Source organism: Alphaproteobacteria bacterium, assembly GCA_020638555.1.
Classification (GTDB): Bacteria; Pseudomonadota; Alphaproteobacteria; order Bin95; family Bin95; genus JACKII01.
Genome location: JACKII010000001.1, coordinates 682,025 through 703,052 on the forward strand (window position 1 = coordinate 682,025; position 21,028 = coordinate 703,052).

Annotated in this window: 21 protein-coding genes; 11 read left to right on the forward strand and 10 right to left on the reverse strand. The window is 69.8% G+C overall.

Annotated elements, in window-relative coordinates; translation table 11 throughout:
- Positions 1-60 precede the first annotated feature (60 nt).
- Both H6844_03210 and H6844_03215 read right to left on the reverse strand, forming a co-directional pair.
- Positions 61-306, reverse strand: coding sequence for a hypothetical protein (locus H6844_03210; GenBank protein ID MCB9928409.1), 246 nt, complete (start codon positions 304-306; stop codon positions 61-63).
- Positions 307-489: 183 nt separating this feature from the next.
- Positions 490-1,365, reverse strand: a complete 876-nt coding sequence (locus tag H6844_03215; GenBank protein MCB9928410.1) for a TauD/TfdA family dioxygenase — start codon at positions 1,363-1,365, stop codon at positions 490-492.
- A gap of 110 nt (positions 1,366-1,475) precedes the next feature.
- Here H6844_03215 and H6844_03220 point away from each other — a divergent pair, with 110 nt between their 5' ends.
- Positions 1,476-2,156 (forward strand): VOC family protein, encoded by a 681-nt coding sequence (locus H6844_03220; GenBank protein ID MCB9928411.1) that lies wholly within the window; start codon positions 1,476-1,478, stop codon positions 2,154-2,156.
- A 259-nt stretch (positions 2,157-2,415) separates the two neighbouring features.
- Here the strand turns inward: H6844_03220 and H6844_03225 are convergent, their stop codons facing one another.
- Positions 2,416-3,204: an enoyl-CoA hydratase/isomerase family protein gene (locus H6844_03225; GenBank protein ID MCB9928412.1), complete on the reverse strand. Its 789-nt coding sequence runs from the start codon at positions 3,202-3,204 to the stop codon at positions 2,416-2,418.
- Between the two features lie 91 nt (positions 3,205-3,295).
- Here H6844_03225 and H6844_03230 point away from each other — a divergent pair, with 91 nt between their 5' ends.
- The 7 genes from H6844_03230 to H6844_03260 all read left to right on the forward strand — a co-directional run bounded on the left by H6844_03230 (position 3,296) and on the right by H6844_03260 (position 11,668).
- Positions 3,296-4,249 carry a nucleoside hydrolase gene (locus H6844_03230; protein ID MCB9928413.1) on the forward strand — a complete coding sequence of 318 codons (954 nt, stop codon included), beginning with the start codon at positions 3,296-3,298 and terminating at the stop codon, positions 4,247-4,249.
- 36 nt (positions 4,250-4,285) lie between these two features.
- A complete protein-coding gene (locus H6844_03235) occupies positions 4,286-5,914 on the forward strand; it encodes a thiamine pyrophosphate-requiring protein (GenBank protein ID MCB9928414.1) in 1,629 nt (542 codons plus the stop codon).
- An 18-nt stretch (positions 5,915-5,932) separates the two neighbouring features.
- Positions 5,933-6,313, forward strand: a complete 381-nt coding sequence (locus H6844_03240; protein ID MCB9928415.1) for a DUF423 domain-containing protein — start codon at positions 5,933-5,935, stop codon at positions 6,311-6,313.
- Positions 6,314-6,367: 54 nt separating this feature from the next.
- Positions 6,368-8,086 (forward strand): gamma-glutamyltransferase family protein, encoded by a 1,719-nt coding sequence (locus H6844_03245; protein ID MCB9928416.1) that lies wholly within the window; start codon positions 6,368-6,370, stop codon positions 8,084-8,086.
- Positions 8,087-8,578: 492 nt separating this feature from the next.
- Positions 8,579-10,528 (forward strand): mechanosensitive ion channel, encoded by a 1,950-nt coding sequence (locus H6844_03250; GenBank protein ID MCB9928417.1) that lies wholly within the window; start codon positions 8,579-8,581, stop codon positions 10,526-10,528.
- Positions 10,525-10,869 (forward strand): hypothetical protein, encoded by a 345-nt coding sequence (locus tag H6844_03255; protein ID MCB9928418.1) that lies wholly within the window; start codon positions 10,525-10,527, stop codon positions 10,867-10,869. The genes H6844_03250 and H6844_03255 overlap by 4 nt, the downstream gene beginning before the upstream one ends.
- Positions 10,870-10,927: 58 nt before the next feature.
- Positions 10,928-11,668: a hypothetical protein gene (locus H6844_03260; GenBank protein MCB9928419.1), complete on the forward strand. Its 741-nt coding sequence runs from the start codon at positions 10,928-10,930 to the stop codon at positions 11,666-11,668.
- Between the two features lie 71 nt (positions 11,669-11,739).
- Here the strand turns inward: H6844_03260 and H6844_03265 are convergent, their stop codons facing one another.
- The 4 genes from H6844_03265 to H6844_03280 all read right to left on the reverse strand — a co-directional run bounded on the left by H6844_03265 (position 11,740) and on the right by H6844_03280 (position 14,870).
- The gene (locus tag H6844_03265; GenBank protein MCB9928420.1) at positions 11,740-12,063 is read right to left on the reverse strand and encodes a TraR/DksA family transcriptional regulator; all 324 of its coding nucleotides are present in this window, start codon (positions 12,061-12,063) and stop codon (positions 11,740-11,742) included.
- A gap of 82 nt (positions 12,064-12,145) precedes the next feature.
- Positions 12,146-12,766, reverse strand: a complete 621-nt coding sequence (gene leuD / locus H6844_03270) for a 3-isopropylmalate dehydratase small subunit (protein MCB9928421.1) — start codon at positions 12,764-12,766, stop codon at positions 12,146-12,148.
- A 16-nt stretch (positions 12,767-12,782) separates the two neighbouring features.
- Positions 12,783-14,180 (reverse strand): 3-isopropylmalate dehydratase large subunit, encoded by a 1,398-nt coding sequence (gene leuC, locus H6844_03275; protein MCB9928422.1) that lies wholly within the window; start codon positions 14,178-14,180, stop codon positions 12,783-12,785.
- A 282-nt stretch (positions 14,181-14,462) separates the two neighbouring features.
- Entirely contained in the window at positions 14,463-14,870 is a 408-nt protein-coding gene (locus H6844_03280) for a DUF411 domain-containing protein (GenBank protein ID MCB9928423.1), read from the reverse strand.
- 303 nt (positions 14,871-15,173) lie between these two features.
- Between H6844_03280 and H6844_03285 the strand changes: the two genes are divergently transcribed.
- Entirely contained in the window at positions 15,174-15,878 is a 705-nt protein-coding gene (locus tag H6844_03285; GenBank protein MCB9928424.1) for a cupin domain-containing protein, read from the forward strand.
- Positions 15,879-16,224: 346 nt separating this feature from the next.
- On the opposite strand, the gene H6844_03290 is transcribed toward H6844_03285, so the two are convergent.
- The 3 genes from H6844_03290 to H6844_03300 are packed head-to-tail and all read right to left on the reverse strand — an operon-like array spanning position 16,225 to position 19,519.
- Positions 16,225-16,809 carry a gamma carbonic anhydrase family protein gene (locus H6844_03290; protein MCB9928425.1) on the reverse strand — a complete coding sequence of 195 codons (585 nt, stop codon included), beginning with the start codon at positions 16,807-16,809 and terminating at the stop codon, positions 16,225-16,227.
- Entirely contained in the window at positions 16,806-18,011 is a 1,206-nt protein-coding gene (locus H6844_03295) for an amidohydrolase family protein (protein MCB9928426.1), read from the reverse strand. Before H6844_03295 ends, H6844_03290 begins: the two co-directional genes overlap by 4 nt.
- A 17-nt stretch (positions 18,012-18,028) precedes the next feature.
- Positions 18,029-19,519 carry an amidase gene (locus tag H6844_03300; protein MCB9928427.1) on the reverse strand — a complete coding sequence of 497 codons (1,491 nt, stop codon included), beginning with the start codon at positions 19,517-19,519 and terminating at the stop codon, positions 18,029-18,031.
- 104 nt (positions 19,520-19,623) lie between these two features.
- On the opposite strand from H6844_03300, the gene H6844_03305 reads away from it, so the two are divergent.
- The gene (locus H6844_03305) at positions 19,624-20,427 is read left to right on the forward strand and encodes an inositol monophosphatase (protein MCB9928428.1); all 804 of its coding nucleotides are present in this window, start codon (positions 19,624-19,626) and stop codon (positions 20,425-20,427) included.
- On the forward strand, positions 20,409-20,849 hold the full coding sequence (locus H6844_03310) for a nitrile hydratase subunit beta (GenBank protein MCB9928429.1): 441 nt from the start codon (positions 20,409-20,411) through the stop codon (positions 20,847-20,849). The genes H6844_03305 and H6844_03310 overlap by 19 nt, the downstream gene beginning before the upstream one ends.
- The last annotated feature ends 179 nt before the right edge of the window (positions 20,850-21,028 follow it).

The window sequence follows — 21,028 nt, forward strand, 5'->3', positions numbered from 1 at the left end:
CACATCCGCGCCGCCGGGTCTCCGCCTATCCGGCCGGCGAGCGGCCCGGGGGAGTTTGCCTCAGGTGGGGCGGCGCCGGGTAAAGATGCCGTCGCCCGCCGTGGCAAACACCAGGAAGACCAGGAAGCCACCGGCGGCACAGAGCGCAGGCACGATCAGGGCCGGATAGCCGATCAGCCAGATCGCGCTCGCCCATAGCGCCAGCAGGTTGACGACGAACAGCACGCGCTCGACCAGGTCGCCGCGGCGGGCGCTCCAGGCCAGCAGGGCGAGGACGGGCAGATAGGCAAGGGCGATGAACCCCATGGGGGAGGACCTCCGGGCGTCGGACATGCAAGCGGGCTCTGGGCGGGCTCTGGCAAGCGGGCTCTGGCCCGTCGGCCGTACACGTGGGGCGGAGGCCGCCGCCGCGGGAGTGGACGAACCGGCGCGGGACGTGTCGCCGCGCGTCGGCGGCCGCGATGGCGCCGCCCCGCGCGATACGGTGAGTCAGGTCACGACGAAGCCGGACTTCTCGCCCAGCAGCGTCGCGCGCAGCATGTGCCGCGGCTGGGTCTGGTCGAAGTCCGTGAGGGCCACGTGCATGGTGGTCCGGTTGTCCCAGCAGACCAGGTCGCCCGGCCGCCAGACATGGCGGTAGACATTCTCGGCGCGCGTGGCGTGGGCGCAGAGATAGTCGATCAGCGGCCGGCTTTCCGCGGCCGTCATGCCGTGGAAGTGGGAGGACCGCTCGCTGACATAGAGCGCGCGGCGGCCGCTGTCCGGATGGACGCGCACCGCCGGGTGGGCGATGGGCGGGTTCAGGCGGCGCACCTCCGCAGTCTGGGCCGGGTCGCGCTCGTTGATGCCGGCGGTAAGGCTGACATCGTAGACCACGTCCAGCTCGTCCAGGAAGGCGCGGAGCGGCGGCGACAGGCTCTCATAGGCCCGGACCATGTTGCAGAACATGGTGTCGCCGCCCACCGGCGGCCGCTCGACGCAGAACAGCATGGAGGCGGCGGCGGGATGGTCGGTGTAGGAATAGTCGGAATGCCAGTTGCGGCCGGTGTTGCGCGTCTCCGACGGCTTGCCGCCGATTGGCCGGTTGGTGATCTGCAACAGTTGCGGATAGTCCTCCAGCCGGTAGAAGGGCGTGGCGGCGTGGTCGTCGAGCGCGCCGAACGCCTGGGCGAAGCGCAGCATGCCCGCGGCCTCGAAGCGCTGGCCGCGGAAGACGATGACATGGTGCTCGTTCCAGACCGCGCGGATGGCGGCGACGCAATCGGCCGACGGTGCCTGGTTGATGTCCACGCCCTCGATCACGGCGCCGAGGGCATAGGCGATGGGCGTGACGGTCAGGCCGGCGGCGGTGTCGAGCGGGGCCATGGCGCGATTTCCTCCGAATAAGGCGGTTGGTCTTTGTCCGGGATGCTAGCGCGCGGCGCGGCGGCGGGCTAGCGTGGCGGTGCTGTGTTCCGTTACCGGGAGAACCCGTCATGGCCGCCACGGCCGCCATCGCCTTTGCCAAGCCTGCCTTCGATGTGGGCTTCGCCACCAACGACCTCGACGGTTTCCGCGCGCTCTGGGAGGGGCGGTTGGGCCTGGCCTACGACCATCTGGCCAAGCTGGGCGGCGGTTTTCACCAGCACCGCTGGCGCCAGGGCGACTCGATCCTGAAAGTGAACCACACGCGCACGCCGCTGGCGGCGGCGCCGGTCGGCGGCTATCGCGCGCTGCTGCTGGCGGGCGACGAGGACGCGGACCTGCAAACGCCGGACGGCACGCCCATCGTCGTGCGGCGCGTGCCGGGCGCGGACCTGACCCTGCGCGCGGTCACCGCCGACACCGACGCCTTTGCCCGGTTTTATGGCGAGCGGCTGGGGCTGAAGCCGGACGGGCCGCACGCCTTTCGCCTGGGCGAGAGCCGCATCGTTGCGGCGGAGGGGCCGGCACCGGCCCGGGCCGGCTGGCGCGAGCGGGGGCTGCGCTACATGACGGTGCAGATTTTCGACTGCGACGGCCTCACCGCGGCGCTGGAGCGCCAGGGCGTCGAGGTCGGGATGGCGCCCCGGACCATCGGCCAGGTGCGCTACAGCTTCGTGCGCGACCCTGACGGCAACTGGATCGAACTGTCCGAACGGGCGAGCCTGACCGGCAAGCCGGTGCGGGAGGGGTGAGTGGGAATGGCGGTGGTTTGAGCGCCCGCCGAAAGCCGCGGCCTCGACCCCCTCCCACGCTTCACCCCGAGTGGGGCCGCAGGCCCGTATCGAGGGGGTAGGGTGGCGTCCCTCGATACGGCGCGTTCGCGCCTACTCGGGATGAAGTGACTGGGGCAGCGGCGGCAGTTGTTCCGTGTCTTCTTCCTTACTTCGCCTCCCTTGCTTCACCCCGAGTAGGGCCGCAGGCCCGTATCGAGGGGATATTATGCTAAATAGCTTAATACCCTTGATAGGTGCCTTTCCGCTTTTCCTTGAAGGCGGCGATGGCTTCCTTGTGGTCGGGGCCGGCGCGCAGGATGGCGATGTGGCTGCTGACCAGATCGAACGCGGTGTCCATGTCGCTGCGCAGGCCCTGGGCCACCAGCCGCTTGATCAGCTTGATCGAGAGCGGCGGCTGGGCGGCGATGCGCCGGGCGAGTTTCACCGTCTCGGCCATCAGGTCGGCATCCGGCCAGACATGGTTGACGAGGCCGATGGCCTTGGCCTGCTCGGCGTCGACGAAGTCGGCGGTCCAGAGCAGTTCGAGCGCCTGCGCCTGGCCGACCAGTCGCGGCAGGAAATAGGCGCCGCCACCGCCGGGGGCGAGGCCGATCTTGCCATAGGTCTCGGCAAAGCGGGCGCTGGCGCCGGCGACGCGGATATCGCAGGCCAGCGCCAGGTCCATGCCGCCGCCCACCGCCGCGCCGTTGACCGCGCACAGGATCGGCTTCTCGAACCGGGCCACCCGTTTGGGGAAGGCCTGGATCTGGCGCCAGATCCGCTCCTTGGTCGCATGGGGGCGGTCTTCCTGGCCCTCTCCCATGCCGCCGATATCGCCACCGGAGCAGAAGGCGCGGCCGGCGCCGGTCAGGATCGCCACCTGCACGTCGTCACGGGCTTCGAAATCGTCCAGGGCATCGACCAGGCCGAACAGCATGTCGGCGGTGAAGGCGTTCAGCTTGTCCGGGCGGTTCAGGGTCAGCGTGCCGATGCCGTCGGCAACGTCTATCAACAGATGGTCGGCCATAGTATCCTCCTCGGGCGTGGTTGGCGGACAGCCTGCGACGCGCCGGCGGGCCGCGCAATAGCGCTGCGGGCCGCCTTGCGGGAGACGAGCGATGGGTGAGGCTGGAGTTGCGGGCCCTGGCCGGCAGGCGCTGTTGATCGACTGCGATCCGGGCCATGACGACGCCGTCGCCATTCTGGTCGGCCACCGGCATTTCGACCTGAAGGCGATCACCACCGTGCACGGCAATTCCGGGCTGGACAACACCACCCGCAACGCGCTGGCGGTGCTGGAACTGGCCGGCATCGACGGCGTGCCGGTGGCGAAAGGCGCGGCCTCGCCGCTGGTGGGGCCGGCGCACAACGCCGCGCATGTGCACGGCCAAAGCGGCCTGGACGGCCACGACCTGCCGGAACCGGCGCTGAAGCCCGTGCCGGACCACGCCATCGACGTCATTATCGAGACCGCGCGTGCCCACCAAGGCGAACTGGTGCTCGCCGTGATCGGGCCCGCCACCAACATCGCGCTCGCCTTGCGCCGCGAGCCGCGCCTTGCGGACTGGGTGCGGGAGGTAACGGTGATGGGCGGCTCGGGCGGCGGCGGCAACATGACGCCCGCCGCCGAGTTCAACGCCTATTGCGACCCGGAGGCGCTGGCCGCGGTGTTCGCCGCCGGCTGGCCGCTGCGCATGGTGGGCGTGGACGTGACCCGCACCGTCGGCATCGACGCCACTGACATCGAGATCCTGCGCGGCAGCGGCCGCCGCACCGCCGGCGTCATCGCCGACCTGCTGAGCTTCTATATGGACCGCCAGACCCACAGCACCGGCCTGACCCATGCGCCCATGCACGACGCCTGCGCCCTGATCCCGCTGCTGGACGCCGACGCCATGGTCTATCGCGAGACCCGGGTGGAGGTGGAACTGGCCGGGCGCTTCACCCGCGGCATGACCGTCTGCGATTTCCGCGGCAGCCGCATCGACCGGCCGAACGCGCGGGTCGCGGTGCAGCCGGCGCGCGAACGACTGGTTGGCGTTATGATGGATGCTGTCCTATCCTACCCGTAATGTGATCGCACCATCCCAAAGCCGAGGAACGCCCCGATGAAAGTCGTTGAAGCCATTTGCGAGATCATGAAGCGGGAGGGCGTCGAGAACCTGCTCGCCTATCCGGTGAACCATGTGATCGAGTACGCGGCCCGCGCCGACATCCGGCCGATCATCGTGCGCCAGGAGCGGGTCGGCCTGCACATGGCCGATGCGATCAGCCGGCTCTCCAGTGGCAAGACCATCGGCGCCTTCGCCATGCAGCACGGCCCCGGCACGGAAAACGCCTATGGCGGCATCGCCCAGGCCTATGGCGAGAGCGTGCCGATCCTGGTGCTGCCGGGCGGCTATGCCCGCCGCATCGCCCACATTCATCCGAATTACAGCGCGACCCAGTCCATGCGCGACATCGCCAAGTCGGTCGAGCCGATCATGGCGGCGGGCGAGCTCTGCAACATCATGCGCCGCGCCTTCACCCGGCTGAAAAACGGCCGCGGCGCGCCGGTGATCGTCGAGATCCCGACCGACACCATGTTCGAGGAGATCGAGGGCGAGCTGGACTACACCCCGGTGCTGCGCACCCGCTCCGGCCCCGACCCGGTGGATGTGGCCCGCGCGGCCGAGGCGCTGATGGGGGCTGCGCGGCCGGTGCTCTATGTCGGCCAGGGCGTGCACTATGCCGAAGCCTGGGACGAGGTCAAGGCGCTGGCGGAGCATCTGGCGCTGCCGGTCTGCACCAGCCTGCAAGGCAAGAGCGCGTTTCCGGAGGATCATCCGCTGGCGCTCGGCTCCGGCGGCCGGGCGATCCCGAAGGCGCTGCACCATTTCCTGCAGAATGCCGACCTGATTTTCGGCATCGGCTGCTCGTTCACCGAGACCAGCTTCGGCGTGAAAATGCCCAAGGGCAAACGCTACATCCATGCCACGCTCGACCACATGGACCTGAACAAGGACATCGCCTGCGAGATCGGCCTGGTGGGCGATGCCAAATTGACCTTGCAAGCCCTGCTGGAGGCGGTGAAGGCCAAGGCGCCGGCGGCGCGCGACCCGAAGGACGTGGCCGCCGAGATCAAGGGCGTGGAGGAAGGCTGGCTCGCCGAATGGCTGCCGAAGCTGACCTCGAACGAGACGCCGTTGAACCCCTACCGCGTGCTCTGGGATTTGCAGCAGACGGTGGAGAAGGACAACACCATCATCACCCACGACGCCGGCAGCCCGCGCGACCAGCTCTCGCCCTTCTGGAAGAGCACCAAGCCCTTGACCTATATCGGCTGGGGCAAGACCACCCAGCTCGGCTATGGTCTGGGTCTGGCCATGGGCGCCAAGCTCTACCGGCCGGATGCGCTCTGCATCAATGTCTGGGGCGATGCCGCCATCGGCTTTACCGGCATGGACTTCGAGACCGCGGTGCGCGAGCGCATTCCGATCCTCTCCATTCTGCTGAACAATTTCTCCATGGCGATCGAACTGCACATCATGCAGCAGTCGACCGAGAAATACCGCTCGACCGACATTTCCGGCGACTATGCGGCGATGGCCCGCGCCTTCGGCGGCTATGGCGAGCGGGTGACTTCGCCGGACGAGATCATCCCCGCGATCAAGCGCGGCATCGAGCAGACCAAGAACGGCGTGCCGGTGCTGCTGGAATTCATCACCAGTAAGGAAGTGAGCATCAGTGCGTTCTAGGCGGAAGTCCGGCCCGGCATGACGGGGCTGATGCTGATCCTGGCCGGCCTGAACGGCTTGGCCATGGTGGCGATGGGCGCCATCGGTGCCCATGCGCTGCCATCCGGAGCCGCGGCGGCGGCAGCCGTGCCGTTCCAGAGCGGCTGGCAGATCCACGGGCTGCACGCAGCCCTGCTGGCGGCGCTCGCGCTCCACGCCCCGGAGAGCCGGTGGCTCAGGGCGGCGTTCTGGCTGGGCCTGCTCGGGACGCTGCTGTTCAGCGGCTCGATCTATGGTCTGGCGTTGGGCTGGTGGAGCGGCGGCCGTTTCGTGACGCCGATGGGTGGCAGCGTGCTGATGCTGGCTTGGCTGGCGCTGGCGGGTGCGGGCCTCGGCCGTTTGCGGGCGCGCGCACCCTAGCCGCACGGGCCAAGGCGCCGGCGGGAGACAGACGCGAAGGAGGAGGTGCCGGCAATGCGGTTTACCATGCAGCCCATGGTGCAGGCGCACCGTTACATGGTGTCGGCCGGCCATTATCTGGCGACCGAGGCCGGCATCCGCATGCTGGAGGCCGGCGGCAATGCCATCGATGCCGGCGTGGCGGCCGGGATGGCGCTGGGCGTGGTGCATTCCGACCAGGTGCAGTTTTCCGGCGTCGCGCCGATCCTGATCTATCTGGCCGAGCGCGACGAGGTGGTCTCCATCGCCGGCCTCGGCCCGTGGCCCAGGGCGACCCGGCCGGACGTGTTCGTGCACCAGCATGGCGGCCATATCCCGTTGGGGCTACTGCGCACGGTGGTGCCGGCCGCGCCCGATGCCTGGATCACCGCGCTGGCGCGCTATGGCACGATGCGGTTTGCCGAGGTGGCGGCCCCGGCCATCAAATACGCCCGCGAAGGCTTCGCCGTGCATCCGGTCATGGCGCATTTCATCGGCGTCTACCGCGACCAGTACCGCCTGTTCCCGGAGAACGCCGCCATCTGGCTGCGCGATGGTGAGCCGCCGCAGGTCGGTGACTTGCACGTGCAGGCGGACCTGGCCCGGACGCTGCAATACATGGCCGACGAGGAAACCGCCGCCCGCGCCCGCGGCGGCCGCGTCGCCGGGCTGGAGGCGGCGCGGGCGGCCTTCTACACCGGCGATATCGGCCGGGCGATTGCCCGATACCATGCGGACAACGAGGGCTGGCTGACCGCGGCGGACCTGGCGGATTACCGCTCGCCGGTGGAAAAGCCGCTGTCGGTCGAATTCCGCGGCCATCGGGTCTATTCCTGCGGCCCCTGGTGCCAGGGGCCGGTGCTGTTGCAGATGCTGCGCCTCGTCGACGGCATCGACCTGACGGCGCTGGGCCACAACTCCGCCGACTACATCCACACGCTGGCGGAGGCGATGAAGCTGGCCTTTGCCGACCGGGAGAAATTCTACGGCGATCCGGACCATGTGGACGTGCCGATGGAGCGGTTGCTGTCTGCGGCCTATGCGGCGGAGCGGCGCCGGCAGATCGACCCGGCCCGCGCCTGGCCGGAGATGGCGCCGCCGGGCGACATCCCCGGCTTTGGCGGCGAGCCGTTCGTGCCGATGCCGGCGGCGGGTGCGAGCCTGCTGCACCCGGACACCAGCTATTGCTGCGCCGTCGATGCGGCGGGCAATGTCTGGTCGGCGACGCCGTCCGACGTCTCGTTCGAGAGCCCGGTGATTCCGGGCCTGGGCCTGGTGCCCTCGGCGCGCGGCGCCCAGTCGTTTGCGAAGGAGGGCCATGCCTCCGCGCCGGCGCCGGGCAAACGGCCGCGGCTGACGCCGAACCCGGCCATGGTGGTGACGCCCGGCCGGCTCGCCATGCCGTTCGGCGCGCCCGGCGGCGATACCCAGCCGCAGGGCATGTTGCAGGTGCTGCTCAATCATCTGGTCTGGGGCATGCCGATCCAGGAGGCGATCGAGGCGCCGCGGGCGATCACCCACGCCTATCCGATGACGTTCGAGCCGCACAAATACTTTCCCGGCCGCCTGTCGCTGGAAGGGCGGATCGCGACAACAGTGCGCGATGACCTGGCGGGCCGGGGTCACCAAATCGAGGTACTCGACGACCTTTCGGTCGGTACCGCCGGCGTGTGCGCGATCAGTGCCGACCGAAGGACCGGCCTGCTTTCGGGCGGAGCGGACCCGCGCCGCGCTGCCCGCGCCATGGGATTTTGACGCCGACCATGACCATTGTTCGCGCTTGGCTCGCTGCCTGGGCCGTGCTGGCGCTGCTGCTATTGACCGCTGCGGCGGCCGGAGCGCAGCCGGCGTCGGTGCAGTCGATGAACCCGCTGGCGTCGACGGCGACTCCGGCCCCGCCCAGCGAGGCGGCGACGATCGACGCATTGATCCGGGCGCTGGAAGACCCGGCGGCACGGCAACGTCTGGTGGACGCGCTGCGGCAGCGGACCCAACCGCCGGCGCAGGCCGCGCAACCTTCCCAGCCGCCCGCGGCCGGCGTGGGTGCCGGCGCCGCGCCGCTAAACCCGGCCGCCGCAGCGGGATCGCAACCGACCCCGGCGCCCGCCGTGGTCGCTCCCTGGCGGCGACGACCGCCGCGCCGGGTGAGCCTTCCACGCGGCAGCGACTGCCCTGCAGGCAGCGACGACCGCTTTGCCGGCAGCGACCGCCCCGCCGGCGGCGGTCGCTCCGCCGGCGCGCCCCATCGTGACCCGGGTCCTGGACACGGTTCGGGGGATGGTGAGCGATCTGGCGGATTTTGCCGCCAACGCGGTCGACATCCAGCGGTTGTGGGGATGGGCCGAGATCCAGGCGAATTCGAACGAAAGCGCCGAGTTCTGGCAGAGCTTCCTGGCGGCCCTGCTGGTCGTGCTGCTGGTCGGCGCGGCCGGGTATTGGGCCATGCGCGTCGGGTTGCGGAAATTTGACCGCCGGCTGCGCAGCCGCATCCGGGCCCGGGAAGGCCACCATCTGCTGTGGCTCGGAATTCGTCTGGCCTTGCTGGAACTGGCGCCGATCGCGGCCTTCGCCGCATTGGGGTTCGGCCTGGCCAAGTCCCTGTATTTTCCGCTGCGCACCGAACTGGTGGCGGAAGCGGTCCTGACGCTGGTGTGTTCGGCGCTGTTGGTGATGGCGGTGGGCCGCATCGTGCTGCGTCCGAGCCTGCCGAGCCTGCGGGGCTTCCCGATGGATCAGGAGGTGGCGCGCGACCTCTACCGCGCGCTTCGCCGGCTGACGCTGTGGGCTTTGCTGGGGCATGCCCTGTTCAGCAATATCGGCGATCTGCGGGTACCCCATGGCGTGTTCGAGGGATTGGAGCGCCTCTGGGGCCTGGTGATCATGGTCATGGTGGTGACGCCGGTTCTGCGCTATCGCAGCGATATCGGCGAATTCATCCGCGGCAGTGGCGGGCGGTTTTCGCTGCTGCGCCGGTTTCTGGCCCAGATCTGGCTGCCGGTCGTGCTGTTGTATGCCGTCAGCGCCTATCTGGTCTGGGCGTTGCAGGTGTATCAGGGATCGGAATTGCTGGTCCGCGGCGGCCTGCTGAGCGTGGTCATTTTGCTGGCGGTCCAGCCGCTGGACCTGCTGCTGCGCCAGTGGCTGGAGTCGCTCGAAGCGGCCGAGGTGTCCGGCCCGACCGCCATCCTTCAGGCCCGCCTGTTGCGCTATGCCGCCGTGCTGCGAGCGCTGCTCTCGCTGTTGCTGTTCGTCGCGGTGGTGCTGGCGATCGGCTATGCCTGGGGGCTGGATCTGGCCGGATGGGTGGGCGACCACCTGTCGAGCCGGTTCGGCTCGGTTGCCGGAGACATTCTGTTCGTCGGCGTGATCTGCGTCGGCGCGTGGGAGGTGTTCGATCTCTGGTATCTCACCTATCTGGGCTCGGTCGACGAGAGCGGTGCGCGGGTGCAGCGCAGCGCCCGGTCGCGCACCCTGCTGCCGCTGTTGCGGACCCTGGTCCTGGTGGGGCTCGCCATCGGCTTCCTGGCCGCGACGCTCAGCAGCCTGGGGCTGGACGTGGCGCCGTTGCTGGCCACCGCCGGCGTGGTCGGCATCGCCGTCGGCTTCGGCGCCCAGAAGCTGGTGCAGGATGTGATCACCGGCCTGTTCATGCTGTTCCAGAACACCATCACGGTCGGCGATATCGTAACGCTCGCCAACTTTACCGGCACGGTCGAGCGCATCACGGTGCGCACGCTGGAACTCCGCGATCTGGAGGGCTCGCTGCACACCATCCCGTTCAGCGCCGTGACCACGGTGACCAACATGACCCGGGATTTCGGCCAGGCGATGATGGATATCGGCGTCGCCTACAAGGAGGACACCGACACGGTGATCGAGGTGCTGCGCCAGGTGGGAGCGGAGTTCGAAACCGACCCGGTCTTTGGCGCCGACCTGCTGGGCGCGCTGGAAGTGCTGGGCCTGAATGACCTGGGCCCCAGTTCCGTGGTGATCCGCTGCCGGTTCCGCACCCGGCCCTTGCGGCAATGGGGCGTGCGCCGGGCGTTTCTGGCGCGGGTCAAGCACCGGTTCGACGAACTGGGGATCGAGATTCCCTTCCCGCAACGCACGCTGCACTGGGCGGCGGACGCAAAGGCCCCAACGGCCCCGACGGCCAAAGCGCTCAAAGAGGCGGTGCAGCCGGAGGCCAAGGCATGAGGCGGCCAACCCCCACCGGCAAGCGCTGGCAGAACGATGCCCTGCGCCGGCGGCTCAGTCTCGCCGCCGGGGAAGCGCAGTCGCACCGCGCCGATGCGGCGGTGCAACGGGTTCTGGCCCTGCTCTCGGACGAGAATCTGGCGAGCGAGGCGGCCCATGCCCCTTCGCCGGAAGGGTTCGAACTGGAGTGTGGCGTGCTGGAGCAGGTTTGGGAGGATCCGCGCGTCTACAATCGGCGTGGGCAACTGGAACGCCAAGGGGTGACGGTGGAACAGGTGGAAGTGGAGACCACCGTCGCCGGTAAGACGTTCCGGCGGACGCGGCTGCGGGTGGGGTTCTGACCTTTCGGTTTCGCCCATGGCCTCTATAGTGCTGCCGTTACATTGGAACGGGAATAAAATGGCACGCGGATTTCGCAAACAGCGCCGGCGGGAGGTGGCCCGGCGCCGGCTGGGTGTGTTGAAATGGCTGGTGTTGATCGGCGGCCTGGCGGGCCTCGGCTGGATGGCCTATGCGGCCGGCTCGGAACTGGCCCGGCACGACATTCGCCGGTTGCAGGAGCAGCTTGTCGCGCTGGAGGACGAGCGGGCGAGGCAGACGGACGCGGCGGCGTCGCTGCGCAGCGAGCGCGACGACGCCCTGCAACGTCTGGAGGATTTGCAGCGCCGGTACGACCACGACCTGCCGACCGGCGAGGCCAAGGACCTGTTCGCCCTGGTGCGCCGGCAATTGGAGGCCGGCGTCGCCATCGACCGGCTGCGCTTTCTGATCGCGACCGCCGGCGAGGCGGTGCGCTGCGACGGCAACCCGGACGAGAAGCGGTTCGTCGTGCAGACGGGCCTGACCCGCAGTCAGAACGACTGGGTCGCCTTCGCGGGCCAGACCATTATCGTGCGGGCATCGGGCGAGGCGGTGCTGACCGAGGACGGGCTGAAACAGGCCTGGTTCGACGAGACCAAGCCCGTGACCGTCCGCTTCGAGAAGATCGACGGCGGCGAGAGCGAGGCCAAGGGCGTCCTGCCGCTCAGCCATTCGGTGATCCGCGGCGGCCACGAATACCGGTTCATCCTGACCAAGGCCTCGGTGCGCGGCTATCTGCTGGTCACCATGGAACGCTGCCGCCTGCCGACCGGGCAGTGACGCCCGGCCCGCGATCATCGCGGGCAAGGAGTATCGGTCCGGCGCATCGGCCAGGAGCATCGGCCCGGCGGTCAGGCCCGGCTGGCGCAGTCGATGCAGAGCGGGGCTTGCGGCACGGCTTCGAGGCGGGCGGGGGCAATTGCCTTGCCGCAACTGGTGCAGGTGCCGAACGTGCCCTCGTCGATGCGGGCCAGCGCGGCGCGGATCGCCGCGATTTCCGCGAGCGCCGCTTCCTCCAGGTCTTCCAGCACCTCGTCGTCCTCGCGCTCGATCGCCTGTTCGTCGAAGGCGGGGCTGACGGGCGCGCGCAACTCGTCCTCGATATGCTCGGCCCGGTGGGTCAATTCGTTCAGCCGGGCTTCCAATCGGGCCCGTATGGCGCTGGTGTCCGGCATTCGGCATCTCCTTCTGACGCTAGACCGTTGAACAGTCGGGGTTTCTGGTGCGTTTCGCCTTGACCGAAATCAACCGCCCGCCTCAGGCGTTGCGGCCGAGCCAGGCCGGGCGGTTGGTGCGCTCGAACGCATCGATCTTTGCCATGCTTTCCAGGGTGAAGTCGATATCGTCCAGGCCGCGCAGCAGGCAGTATTTGCGGAAATCGTCGAGCTCGAACCGATGCGCGACGCCGTCCGGGCCGGTGACGGTCTGGGCCTCGACGTCGATGGCGATTTCCGCGCCCGGCGCATCGTGCAGGTCCTGGCGCAGCGCGGTGCAGACCGCGGTCGGCAGCCGGATCGGCAGAAAGCCGTTCTTGAAGCTGTTGTTGAAAAAGATGTCGCCGAAGGACGGCGCGATCACGGCGCGGAAACCCCAGTCCTGCAAGGCATAGACCGCGCTTTCCCGCGACGAGCCGCAGCCGAAATTGCGGTCGGCCACCAGGATCCGGCCGCGCGACTTGTAGGGTTCGTTGCTCAGCACGAAGTCCGGGTTCTCGGTCCCGTCGGGGCGAAGGCGCAGGTCGTGGAACAGATAGGTGCGGTATTTCTCGTCGCGCGGGTATTTCAGGAAGCGCGCCGGAATGACCTGGTCGGTGTCGACATTGGCCTGGTCCAGCGGCACGCCGACGGCGGTCAATTGGGTGAAGGGCGTTTGCGGCATGGCGGCGGGCCTCCTCTCAGGCGAAGTCGCGCGGGTCGGCGAAGCGGCCGGTGACGGCGGCAGCCGCGGCGGCGGCCGGCGAGACCAGATGGGTGCGCACGCCCTGGCCCTGGCGGCCGCGGAAATTGCGGTTGCTGGTGGACGCCACCCGCTCGCCGCGCTCGGCCAGGTCGCCGTTCATGCCGGCGCACATGGAGCAACCGCTTTCGCGCCACTCGAATCCGGCCTCGCGGAAGACGCGGTCGAGCCCTTCGGCCTCCGCCTGGCGCTTCACCCGGAACGAGCCGGGCGAGACCAGCGCCTGTTTCACCTGCACCCGCCTGCCTTTCACCACCGCGGCGGCGGCGCGCAGGTCCTCGATACGGCTGTTGGTGCAGGAGCCGAGGAAGACCTTGTCCACGGCGACGTCCCGGAAACGCTGGCCGGGGGCGAGGCCGATATAGGCGAGGGCGTCCCGCCATTCCTCGGCCTTGTCGGCGCTGGGCGCATCGGCGGGGTCGGGCACGGCGCCGGCAATGGCCGCGGCCTGCTCCGGGCTGGTGCCCCAGGTGAGCATGGGTTGGATCGCGGCGCCGTCGAGACGCACTTCGGTATCGAACGCGGCCCCCGGATCGGAGGGCAGCGTCCGCCAGAAGGCCAGCGCGGCCTCCCAGTCCTCGCCTTGGGGCGCATAGGGACGGCCCTGGATATAGGCGAAGGTCTTCTCGTCCGGTGCGACCATGCCGGCGCGGCCGCCGGCCTCGATGGTCATGTTGCAGACGGTCATGCGCTCTTCCATCGACAGGTCGCGGATCAGCGAACCGGCGAACTCCACCGCATGGCCGGTGGCGCCGGCGGCGGAGATTTCGGCGATGATCGCCAGGATCACGTCCTTGCCGGTGACGCCAGCGGGCCGGGCGCCGTCGACGGTGATGCGCATGGCCCTGGGCTTGATCTGCCAGAGGGTCTGCGTTGCCAGCACGTGCGTCACCTCGCTGGCACCGATGCCGAAGGCATAGGCGCCGAGCGCGCCGTGGGTGGCGGTGTGGCTGTCGCCGCAGACGATCAGCAGGCCCGGCAGGGTCAACCCCTGCTCCGGCCCGACGACATGGACGATGCCCTGGGCGTCGCTGTCTATGCCGAAATGGGTGACGCCATGCCGGGCCGTGTTCTCCGCCAGGCGGGTGACGAGGCTGCGGGCCACGGCGTCCTGGGCATCGGCCAGGTCGCGGCTGACGGTGGGGATGTAGTGGTCGGCGACGGCGAAGGTCTGGCCGGGCCGGCGCACCGGCATGTGGCGCTGGTCCAGGTATTCGAAGCCGTGGAACGAGCCCTCGTGCAGCAGGTGGCGGTCGACATAGAGCAGGGTCTGCCCGTCCGGCCGCGCCTCGATGACATGGGCATCCCAGATCTTTTCGAACAGGGTTTGCGGCATGGGGGACGGCCCTCCTCGGTGGCGGTGTCGGCCTTGACGGCGTTGTCGGCCATGGTGGCGTTGTTAGGCAGTGTAGCGGTGCGCGTCCGTTGCCGCCAAGGGGCCGTAGATCGGGGGCGGCCGTGCGCGAAACCCTCCGGCATGTGAAACCGCTGCCGATCTTCGTCGGCAAGCCTGTCGGCCTCGCGCCGCCGGGTTGGCGGCGCTGGCGCTGGTCTGCGGCGTGATCGTGGTGTTCAGCGTGCCCGCCGAGGGCGGCTAGGGCGCCCCGGGCCTGTGCGGTCAGTAGGTGGCGTAGGCCGTGCGGCCGCCGGCGCGGTCGAACAGAACCACGGTGTAGGGATCGCTGGCGCCGCCCTGCTCCATGCCGGGCGAGCCGGCGGGCATGCCCGGCACCGCCAGCCCGGCGGCCTTGGGGCGTTCGCTGAGCAGGCGCTGCACGTCCGCCGCCGGCACATGGCCTTCGATCACATAGCCGTCGACCACCGCCGTGTGGCAGGCCTCCAGGTCCGGGGCGACGCCGAAATGGGTCTTGGCCGGGGACAGGTCCTCCATTGGAGTGACCTGCACCGCGAACCCGGCGGCGCGCATGTGATCCACCCATTTGGTGCAGCAACCGCACCAGGGCGACTTGAACACATGCATCTCGGCGCCCGCGGCCGCCGCGGCGTGCGGCGCGCCCAGGGCCATCAGGGCGAGGGCGGCGGTGGCGGCGAGGTTCGCGAACGTCCGGCGGGAGAACGCAGTGCGGTGCATGAGAGGGGTCCTTCGGCTTCGGTTTCGGCGGGTCGATGGTAACGGGCGTCACAGGGTGGCGAAAGCGTTATCGGCAGACGCGGCTTTTCGGTCGAATTGCGGTTGACGATTGGCTAGTGCCCGACAATCTCTGATGAAATTCCCAGCGCAGGACCGCGTGCCATGTTCGACCGACCGCCGCAGCATCCCGTCTCAACCGGTGTGGCGGAGGCTGGCGGCGAGAGCCGGCCCGCGGGCATGGGCGATCCGCCGGCGGACGGGCGCGGGCTCGGCGGCAAGCGCCTGGCCGAGGCGCCGGACTGGTATTATCTGCTGCGGGAATTCCACGAATTCTACCGCGAGGCGTCGGCCGGCGGCAGCGAGCCGATCCGGGCGCATCAGCGGGCGGTGCGGACGGCGGTGCGTCAGGTTCTGCGCGACAACCCGCCCTTCGCCGATCTGGAGCCGGGCGGCCGGGCGGTGACCGCGCATCTGCGCCGGGCGCTCGACAACGGCCGGGCGGAGCGGCACGCGGCCCTGATCCGCGCCATCGCCGCCGTCCGCGACGGGCTGAGCTGGCAGATCGGCTATGAACGGCCGCCGAAAGGGCTGGAGCGCAAATTCGCCTATGCGGAATTCGCCGGCCCCAGCGGCCCGGTGCTGACCAGCCGCGTGATCCTGGGGGTGGTGCTGTTCGCGCCCGGCTGCACCTATCCCGCCCACGCCCACACGGGCATCACCGAGAGCTATATCTGCCTGTCGGGGGCGGTGTCGGAGAACCATCAGGGCGTGTTCGGGCCGGGCTCGCTGATCTTTAACCCGCCGGGCCAGATGCACCGCATCACCGTCTCCGACTGGGAGCCGGCGCTGCTGGCCTATGCCTGGGCCGGCAAGCCGGAGGATCTGGCGGCCTACAAGCTGGTGTTCAGCCGGCCTGGCGCGAAGGGCAAGGCCAAGACGTGACGCGGCCCGCCGCCCGAAACCTTCGGCCCGCGGAGCCATGGACATCGGAGCCGCTGTTTCCCGGCCGAGCCGGAGGCGAGTGCCGGGACCGGTGGCGTTCATCGAACACGGGACCGGTGGTGTTCGCTCTGCCCGCGAGCGGCCCCGGATGGCGGCTCCGCCACCTCCGGGGAACAGAGGTTAGTGCGGAGTCTTTTCCAGCTGGCTCACCACCCCATCTTCCCTGTCCCCGCGGAAGCGGGGACCCACGCCTGAGAGACCAATACACAGTCCGTGTCCTGTGAGAAGCTCTCAGGCATGGGCTCCCGCTTTCGCGGGAGATGGGGCAGCCAGTACCGAAAACGCTCTATTGCCGGCCTGTCGCGGCGGCGTCGACCTGCGCCATGACCCGGCGCATCAGGTCCGGGTCGCTCCACGCGTCGTGGCGGCCTTGGGCATAGGCGCAGGCGTTTTCAAAGTAGATCAGGGCGTTGCGATGGCACTGGCGGAAATTGTCCCGGCGGACCACCACCTTTCCCGGCAGGCCCATGACCACCGAATTGTCCGGGATCACCGTGCCTTCGGTCAGGAAGGCGCCGCCGGCGATGACGCAGTTGCGGCCGACCCTCACGCCGTCCATCAACACGGCGCCGATGCCGACCAGCGTGTTGTCGCCGATCTCGGCGCCGTGGACGACGACCCGGTGGGTGATGGAGCAATGGTCGCCGATCACCGTCGGCCCCTCGCTGCCCACATGGATCATGGCGTGGTCCTGCACGTTGCAGAACCGGCCGATGCGCACGCCGTGCATCTCGGCCCGCACCACCGCATAGGGCCAGAAGCTGCTGCCCTCGCCGGCGCGGACGTCGCCGAACAGGCGCACGGTCGGGTCGACATAGGCGGGCCGGTCCAGGCGGACCGAAGCGGCGAAGGGCGGGGCGCCATGGCTCATGGGCAGCAGGCTCCGTTGCGGGCGACGACGCGGCCCCGGCGCAGCACCAGCGAACAGGGCGGGCGCGCGACCACGGCCTCGGCGAGGCTGCCGGCGGGCAGCGCGATCAGGTTCGCGTCCAGCCCCGGCTCCGGGCCGAATGGGGCCAGGCCGAGAGCGGCGCCACCGGCGGCGGAGCACACCGCGAACGCCAGCTCCAGGTCCGGGTCGGTGCGGTAGCCCTGCTGCCAGGCGACCAGCATGGCCCGCTCCAGCATGTTGCCGTTGCCGAACGGACCCCAGCGGTCGCGGATATTGTCGGAGCCGGCGAAGACCCGGACGCCGGCCTCGCGCAGGCGCTTGACCGGCGGCATCGGCACGGCGCCGGGGGCGTGGGTGACGATGGAAACGCCGGCGGCGGCCATGCGCGCGGCGAGCGGGTCGAAATCCGCCGCCGTCATCTCGCCCAGGCAGAAGGCGTGGCTGACCGTGACCCGGCCTGGCTCGCCCCAGTCTTCGGCGCGGTCGACGATGGCCGCCAGTTCGCGCTGTCCCTGCGGTCCCAGGTCGTGCAGGTGGATGTCGACGCCCTTGCCGTGCTTTTGGGCCAGGGCGAAGACGGTGTTCAGATGGCCGGCAAGGCTGCCGTCATAGCCTTCCGGGTCGATGCCGCCGATCAGGTCCGCGCCGTCCGCCAGCGCCCGGTCCAGCAGGTCGGCGACACCGGGAGAGCGGACCACGCCGCTTTGCGGAAAGGCGACGATCTGGAGGTGGACGCGGTCGGCATAGCGTTCGCGCAGGCGCAGCAGCGCGTGCAGGCCGTCGAGCCCGGCCTCCGGGTCGATGTCCACATGGCTGCGCACGGCGGTGGTGCCGTGGCCGATCATGGTGCGCAGCAGCGCCTCGGCCCGTTGTTCCACCGGCGGCAGGTGGGCGCGGTCGTGCTTTTCGCCCTCGATGCGGCTGGTGCGGTCGGGGCCGGCGCTGTGCGGCCGCCAGGGCAGGCCCCAGAGCGTCTTGTCCAGATGGGCGTGGCCGTCGACGAGCGCCGGCAACAGCAACTGGCCGGCCAGGTCGAGGCGCTTCGGCGGCGGTGCGTCCGCTGTCTGGTGCAGCAGGCCCGGCGGCGCGATGGCCGCGACCGTGCCGTTCCGCACCCGCAGGTCCACCAGCTGGCGGTCCGCCAGCTGGGCATTGGCAAGCACGAGGTCCGGCGCGGGCATGGTGCGGCCCCGCCGGCTCAGACGAAGGCGCCCGGCGGCGCCGTCACGATGGATTTCAGCGCCGGCACGGGCTCGCGCAGCCTGGCGAAGTCCGGCACCGGCCGGGCGGTTTCCGGGTTGGCGGCCATGGCCTGCTCCAGCGCGTGCGCGGCGGCGAGAAGCTCCGTGTCGCGGCCATAGCGGCCGACCACCTGGAAGCCGAACGGCATGCCGTTCTGGTCGGTGCCGCAGGGCAGGACGATGGACGGATGCGCACTCATGGTGACGCCATAGGCGGTGCCCATCCAGGTGTAGTATTTGTCGAATGTCTGGCCGTTCATCTCCATCGGCGCCAGGGTCTCCCACGGGAAGGGCGACATGGGGGTGATGAGGGTGATGAACAGGTCATAGGTTTCCAGGAAACGCGCATAGCGGCGATAGTGCGCCGTGTGCTCCGCATGCGCCCAGGCGACATCGGCGAGCGAATAGGTGGTGGCCAGCTCGTAATTGGCGCGGGTGTTCGGGCCGAGCAGGGCCGGGTCCCGGTCGTAGATCGCCTTGTAGCGCTGGGCGTAGGACAGGGCGCGGATGATGTCGAAGGCGCGGTCGAGGCCCCCCGGCTCCGGATGGGCCGCGTCGCAGGCACGGAAAAAGCCCCGGATCGCCTGGATCTTGCGCTCGAACACCGGGCGGTAGGCGGTTTCCACCGGCGCGAAGCCCTGGTCGGCGCTGAAGGCGACCCGCAGCGAGCCGAGATCGACCCGGTCCGGGTAGAGCACCTCCTCCGGGAACAGGTCGCGCGACAGCGGGTCGGCGCCGGTCTCGCCGACCTGGGCGGCCAGCAGCAGGGCGGCGTCGGCGACGGTCCGGCCCATGGCGCCCTGCACCGACAGCGGCGACCAGCCGAAGGCCGACTTGTCGTTCGGCACGGTGCCGGGGGTGTTGCGGAAGCCGACGACGCCGCACCAGGCCGCCGGGTTGCGCAGCGAGCCGCCGGTGTCGGAGCCCGTGGCGATCGGCATCATGTTGCAGGCGAGCGCCGCCGCCGAGCCGCCGGACGAGCCGCCGGCGGTCTTCATCGGGTCGAACGGGTTGCCGGTCGCGCCCCAGACCGGGTTGCGGGTGTTGGAGCCGGAGCCGAATTCCGGCGTGTTGGTCTTGCAGAACAGGTTGGCGCCGGCGCCCCGCACCTGGCCCACCATGAACTCGTCGGCGGCGGGGATGTCGTCCTTGTGCAAGGGCGAGCCGGACGTGGTGAGCAGGCCGGCGGTGGCGTTCAGGTCCTTGACGCCGCAGGGCAGGCCGTGCAGCAGGCCCAGTTCCTCGCCGGCCATGACCGCGGCCTCGTCCCGCTTCGCCTGGGCGCGGGCGCTCTCGAAGTCGGTGGCGCAGATGCAGTTGACCGCCGGGTTGAAGGCCTCGATCTGGGCGATATAGGCGTCCAGAACCTCCACCGGCGAGACCTGTTTGCTGCCGATCATGCGGCGCAATTCGACGGCGGACGTGCGGACGAGATCGGAGGGCGCCATGGTGCAATCCTTCGGTGGCTGGCTATAAGGAGCCGGTGCAATGCAGCGCGTCCGGCGCCCGGCGTCAATGTCCGATCTCAGTCCGCGAGAACGAGGTGTTTTCCATGATCGATTCCCAGGTCGTTGCGGCCGCGACCGCGGCGGTGCGCGAGGCCGGCGCGCTGGCTCTGACGGAACGGGCCCAAGGGCTCGCGGTGGAGGCCAAGGCGCGGCAGGACTTCGTCACCCAGGCCGACCGGGCGGTGGAGCGGCTGCTGCGCGAGCGGCTGCCGGCGCTGCTGCCCGGCTCCGAGGTGCTGGGCGAGGAAGAGGGTGGCGCGGTCGCGGCCGACCGGCTCTGGGTGGTCGACCCGATCGACGGCACCACCAACTATATCCGCGGCCTGCCGCACTGGTGCGTGTCGGTCGCGCTGCTGGAGCGGGGCGCGTTGCGGCTGGGCCTGGTCTATGCGCCGGAATTGGACTGGCTCTACCGCGCCGAGGCTGGAAAGGGGGCCATGCGCAACGGCGAGCCGCTGCGGCGCGTGCCGGTGGCGGCGGACGAGGCGCTGCTCGACCTCGGCCAGTCGCGGCGGCAGACGCCGGCGGCGTTCGGCGCGCTGATCGCCGGCCTGCGCGAGCAGGGGCTGCAATACCGGGTCATCGGCTCGGCAGCGCTGGGGCTCGCCATGGCGGCGAGCGGCGAGGTGGACGGCTTCTGCGAGGGCCATCTCTGGCCCTGGGACGTGCTGGCCGGCCTGCTGATCGCGCACGAGGCCGGCTGTTATGTCAGCGAGTATCTGGAGGGTGACGCCATGCGCTATGGCAATGCGGTGCTGGCGGCCGCGCCGGGCATCGAGGAGGCGGTGTTGCGGGCGGCGGACGGCGCGCTGGCGGACTCGCTGCCGCGGTGGCTGCCGCCCGCCTGACCTTGGTGCGCATTCCCGGCTTTGCCTGGCGCGAGGCCGAGGCTAGACTGGCGCGCATGAGCAGCGACGACACCCCCCGCCAGCCCCTTTCGCCCGACCGGTCGCGACCGGTGGAGCGGAGCGTGGCCGACCTGGGCGGCCTGCCCGATGCCGGGCCGGTCGTCCGCGAAGAGTACGAAGCGACCCTGAAGGACAAGCGCATCGATGCCATGAGCATGCTGTTGCGCCGGGTCGACGACCGCCTGACCTCCGACACCTCGCGCCGGGCGCAGGAGGAGCTGGAGGAGCCGGTCTACGACACGATCCACTATTACGACCGCTGGCTGCTGGCCATGCGCACCAACCTGCTTAATCTCGGCTATGTGACCGAGGACGAGATCGCGGCGAAGATCGCGGAGATCAAGGCGCGCCAGGGCAGTTGAAGGGGCGAGTCAACGCCTTGTCCCATCCCTCTCGGCGTCATTGCGAGCCCGCGCAGCGGGCGAAGCAATCCCGCCCGCCGCCGGCACAAGCCGAAGCCAAACCTGGATGGCTTCGTCGCCTTCGGCTTCTCGCAATGACGGCGAGGGGAGCCGGGTAGGTGGGGAAATCGCAAGGCGGC

Coding starts and splice junctions, on each gene's coding strand:
- H6844_03215 (MCB9928410.1), bottom strand. CDS start 1,365: ATGGCCCCGCTCGACACCGCCGCCGGCCTGACCGTCACGCCCATCGCC.
- H6844_03245 (MCB9928416.1), top strand. CDS start 6,368: ATGCGGTTTACCATGCAGCCCATGGTGCAGGCGCACCGTTACATGGTG.
- H6844_03230 (MCB9928413.1), top strand. CDS start 3,296: ATGGGTGAGGCTGGAGTTGCGGGCCCTGGCCGGCAGGCGCTGTTGATC.
- H6844_03235 (MCB9928414.1), top strand. CDS start 4,286: ATGAAAGTCGTTGAAGCCATTTGCGAGATCATGAAGCGGGAGGGCGTC.
- H6844_03290 (MCB9928425.1), bottom strand. CDS start 16,809: ATGAGCCATGGCGCCCCGCCCTTCGCCGCTTCGGTCCGCCTGGACCGG.
- H6844_03210 (MCB9928409.1), bottom strand. CDS start 306: ATGGGGTTCATCGCCCTTGCCTATCTGCCCGTCCTCGCCCTGCTGGCC.
- H6844_03225 (MCB9928412.1), bottom strand. CDS start 3,204: ATGGCCGACCATCTGTTGATAGACGTTGCCGACGGCATCGGCACGCTG.
- H6844_03285 (MCB9928424.1), top strand. CDS start 15,174: ATGGGCGATCCGCCGGCGGACGGGCGCGGGCTCGGCGGCAAGCGCCTG.
- leuD (MCB9928421.1), bottom strand. CDS start 12,766: ATGCCGCAAACGCCCTTCACCCAATTGACCGCCGTCGGCGTGCCGCTG.
- H6844_03295 (MCB9928426.1), bottom strand. CDS start 18,011: ATGCCCGCGCCGGACCTCGTGCTTGCCAATGCCCAGCTGGCGGACCGC.
- H6844_03260 (MCB9928419.1), top strand. CDS start 10,928: ATGGCACGCGGATTTCGCAAACAGCGCCGGCGGGAGGTGGCCCGGCGC.
- H6844_03255 (MCB9928418.1), top strand. CDS start 10,525: ATGAGGCGGCCAACCCCCACCGGCAAGCGCTGGCAGAACGATGCCCTG.
- H6844_03280 (MCB9928423.1), bottom strand. CDS start 14,870: ATGGCCCTGGGCGCGCCGCACGCCGCGGCGGCCGCGGGCGCCGAGATG.
- leuC (MCB9928422.1), bottom strand. CDS start 14,180: ATGCCGCAAACCCTGTTCGAAAAGATCTGGGATGCCCATGTCATCGAG.
- H6844_03305 (MCB9928428.1), top strand. CDS start 19,624: ATGATCGATTCCCAGGTCGTTGCGGCCGCGACCGCGGCGGTGCGCGAG.
- H6844_03220 (MCB9928411.1), top strand. CDS start 1,476: ATGGCCGCCACGGCCGCCATCGCCTTTGCCAAGCCTGCCTTCGATGTG.
- H6844_03240 (MCB9928415.1), top strand. CDS start 5,933: ATGACGGGGCTGATGCTGATCCTGGCCGGCCTGAACGGCTTGGCCATG.
- H6844_03265 (MCB9928420.1), bottom strand. CDS start 12,063: ATGCCGGACACCAGCGCCATACGGGCCCGATTGGAAGCCCGGCTGAAC.
- H6844_03300 (MCB9928427.1), bottom strand. CDS start 19,519: ATGGCGCCCTCCGATCTCGTCCGCACGTCCGCCGTCGAATTGCGCCGC.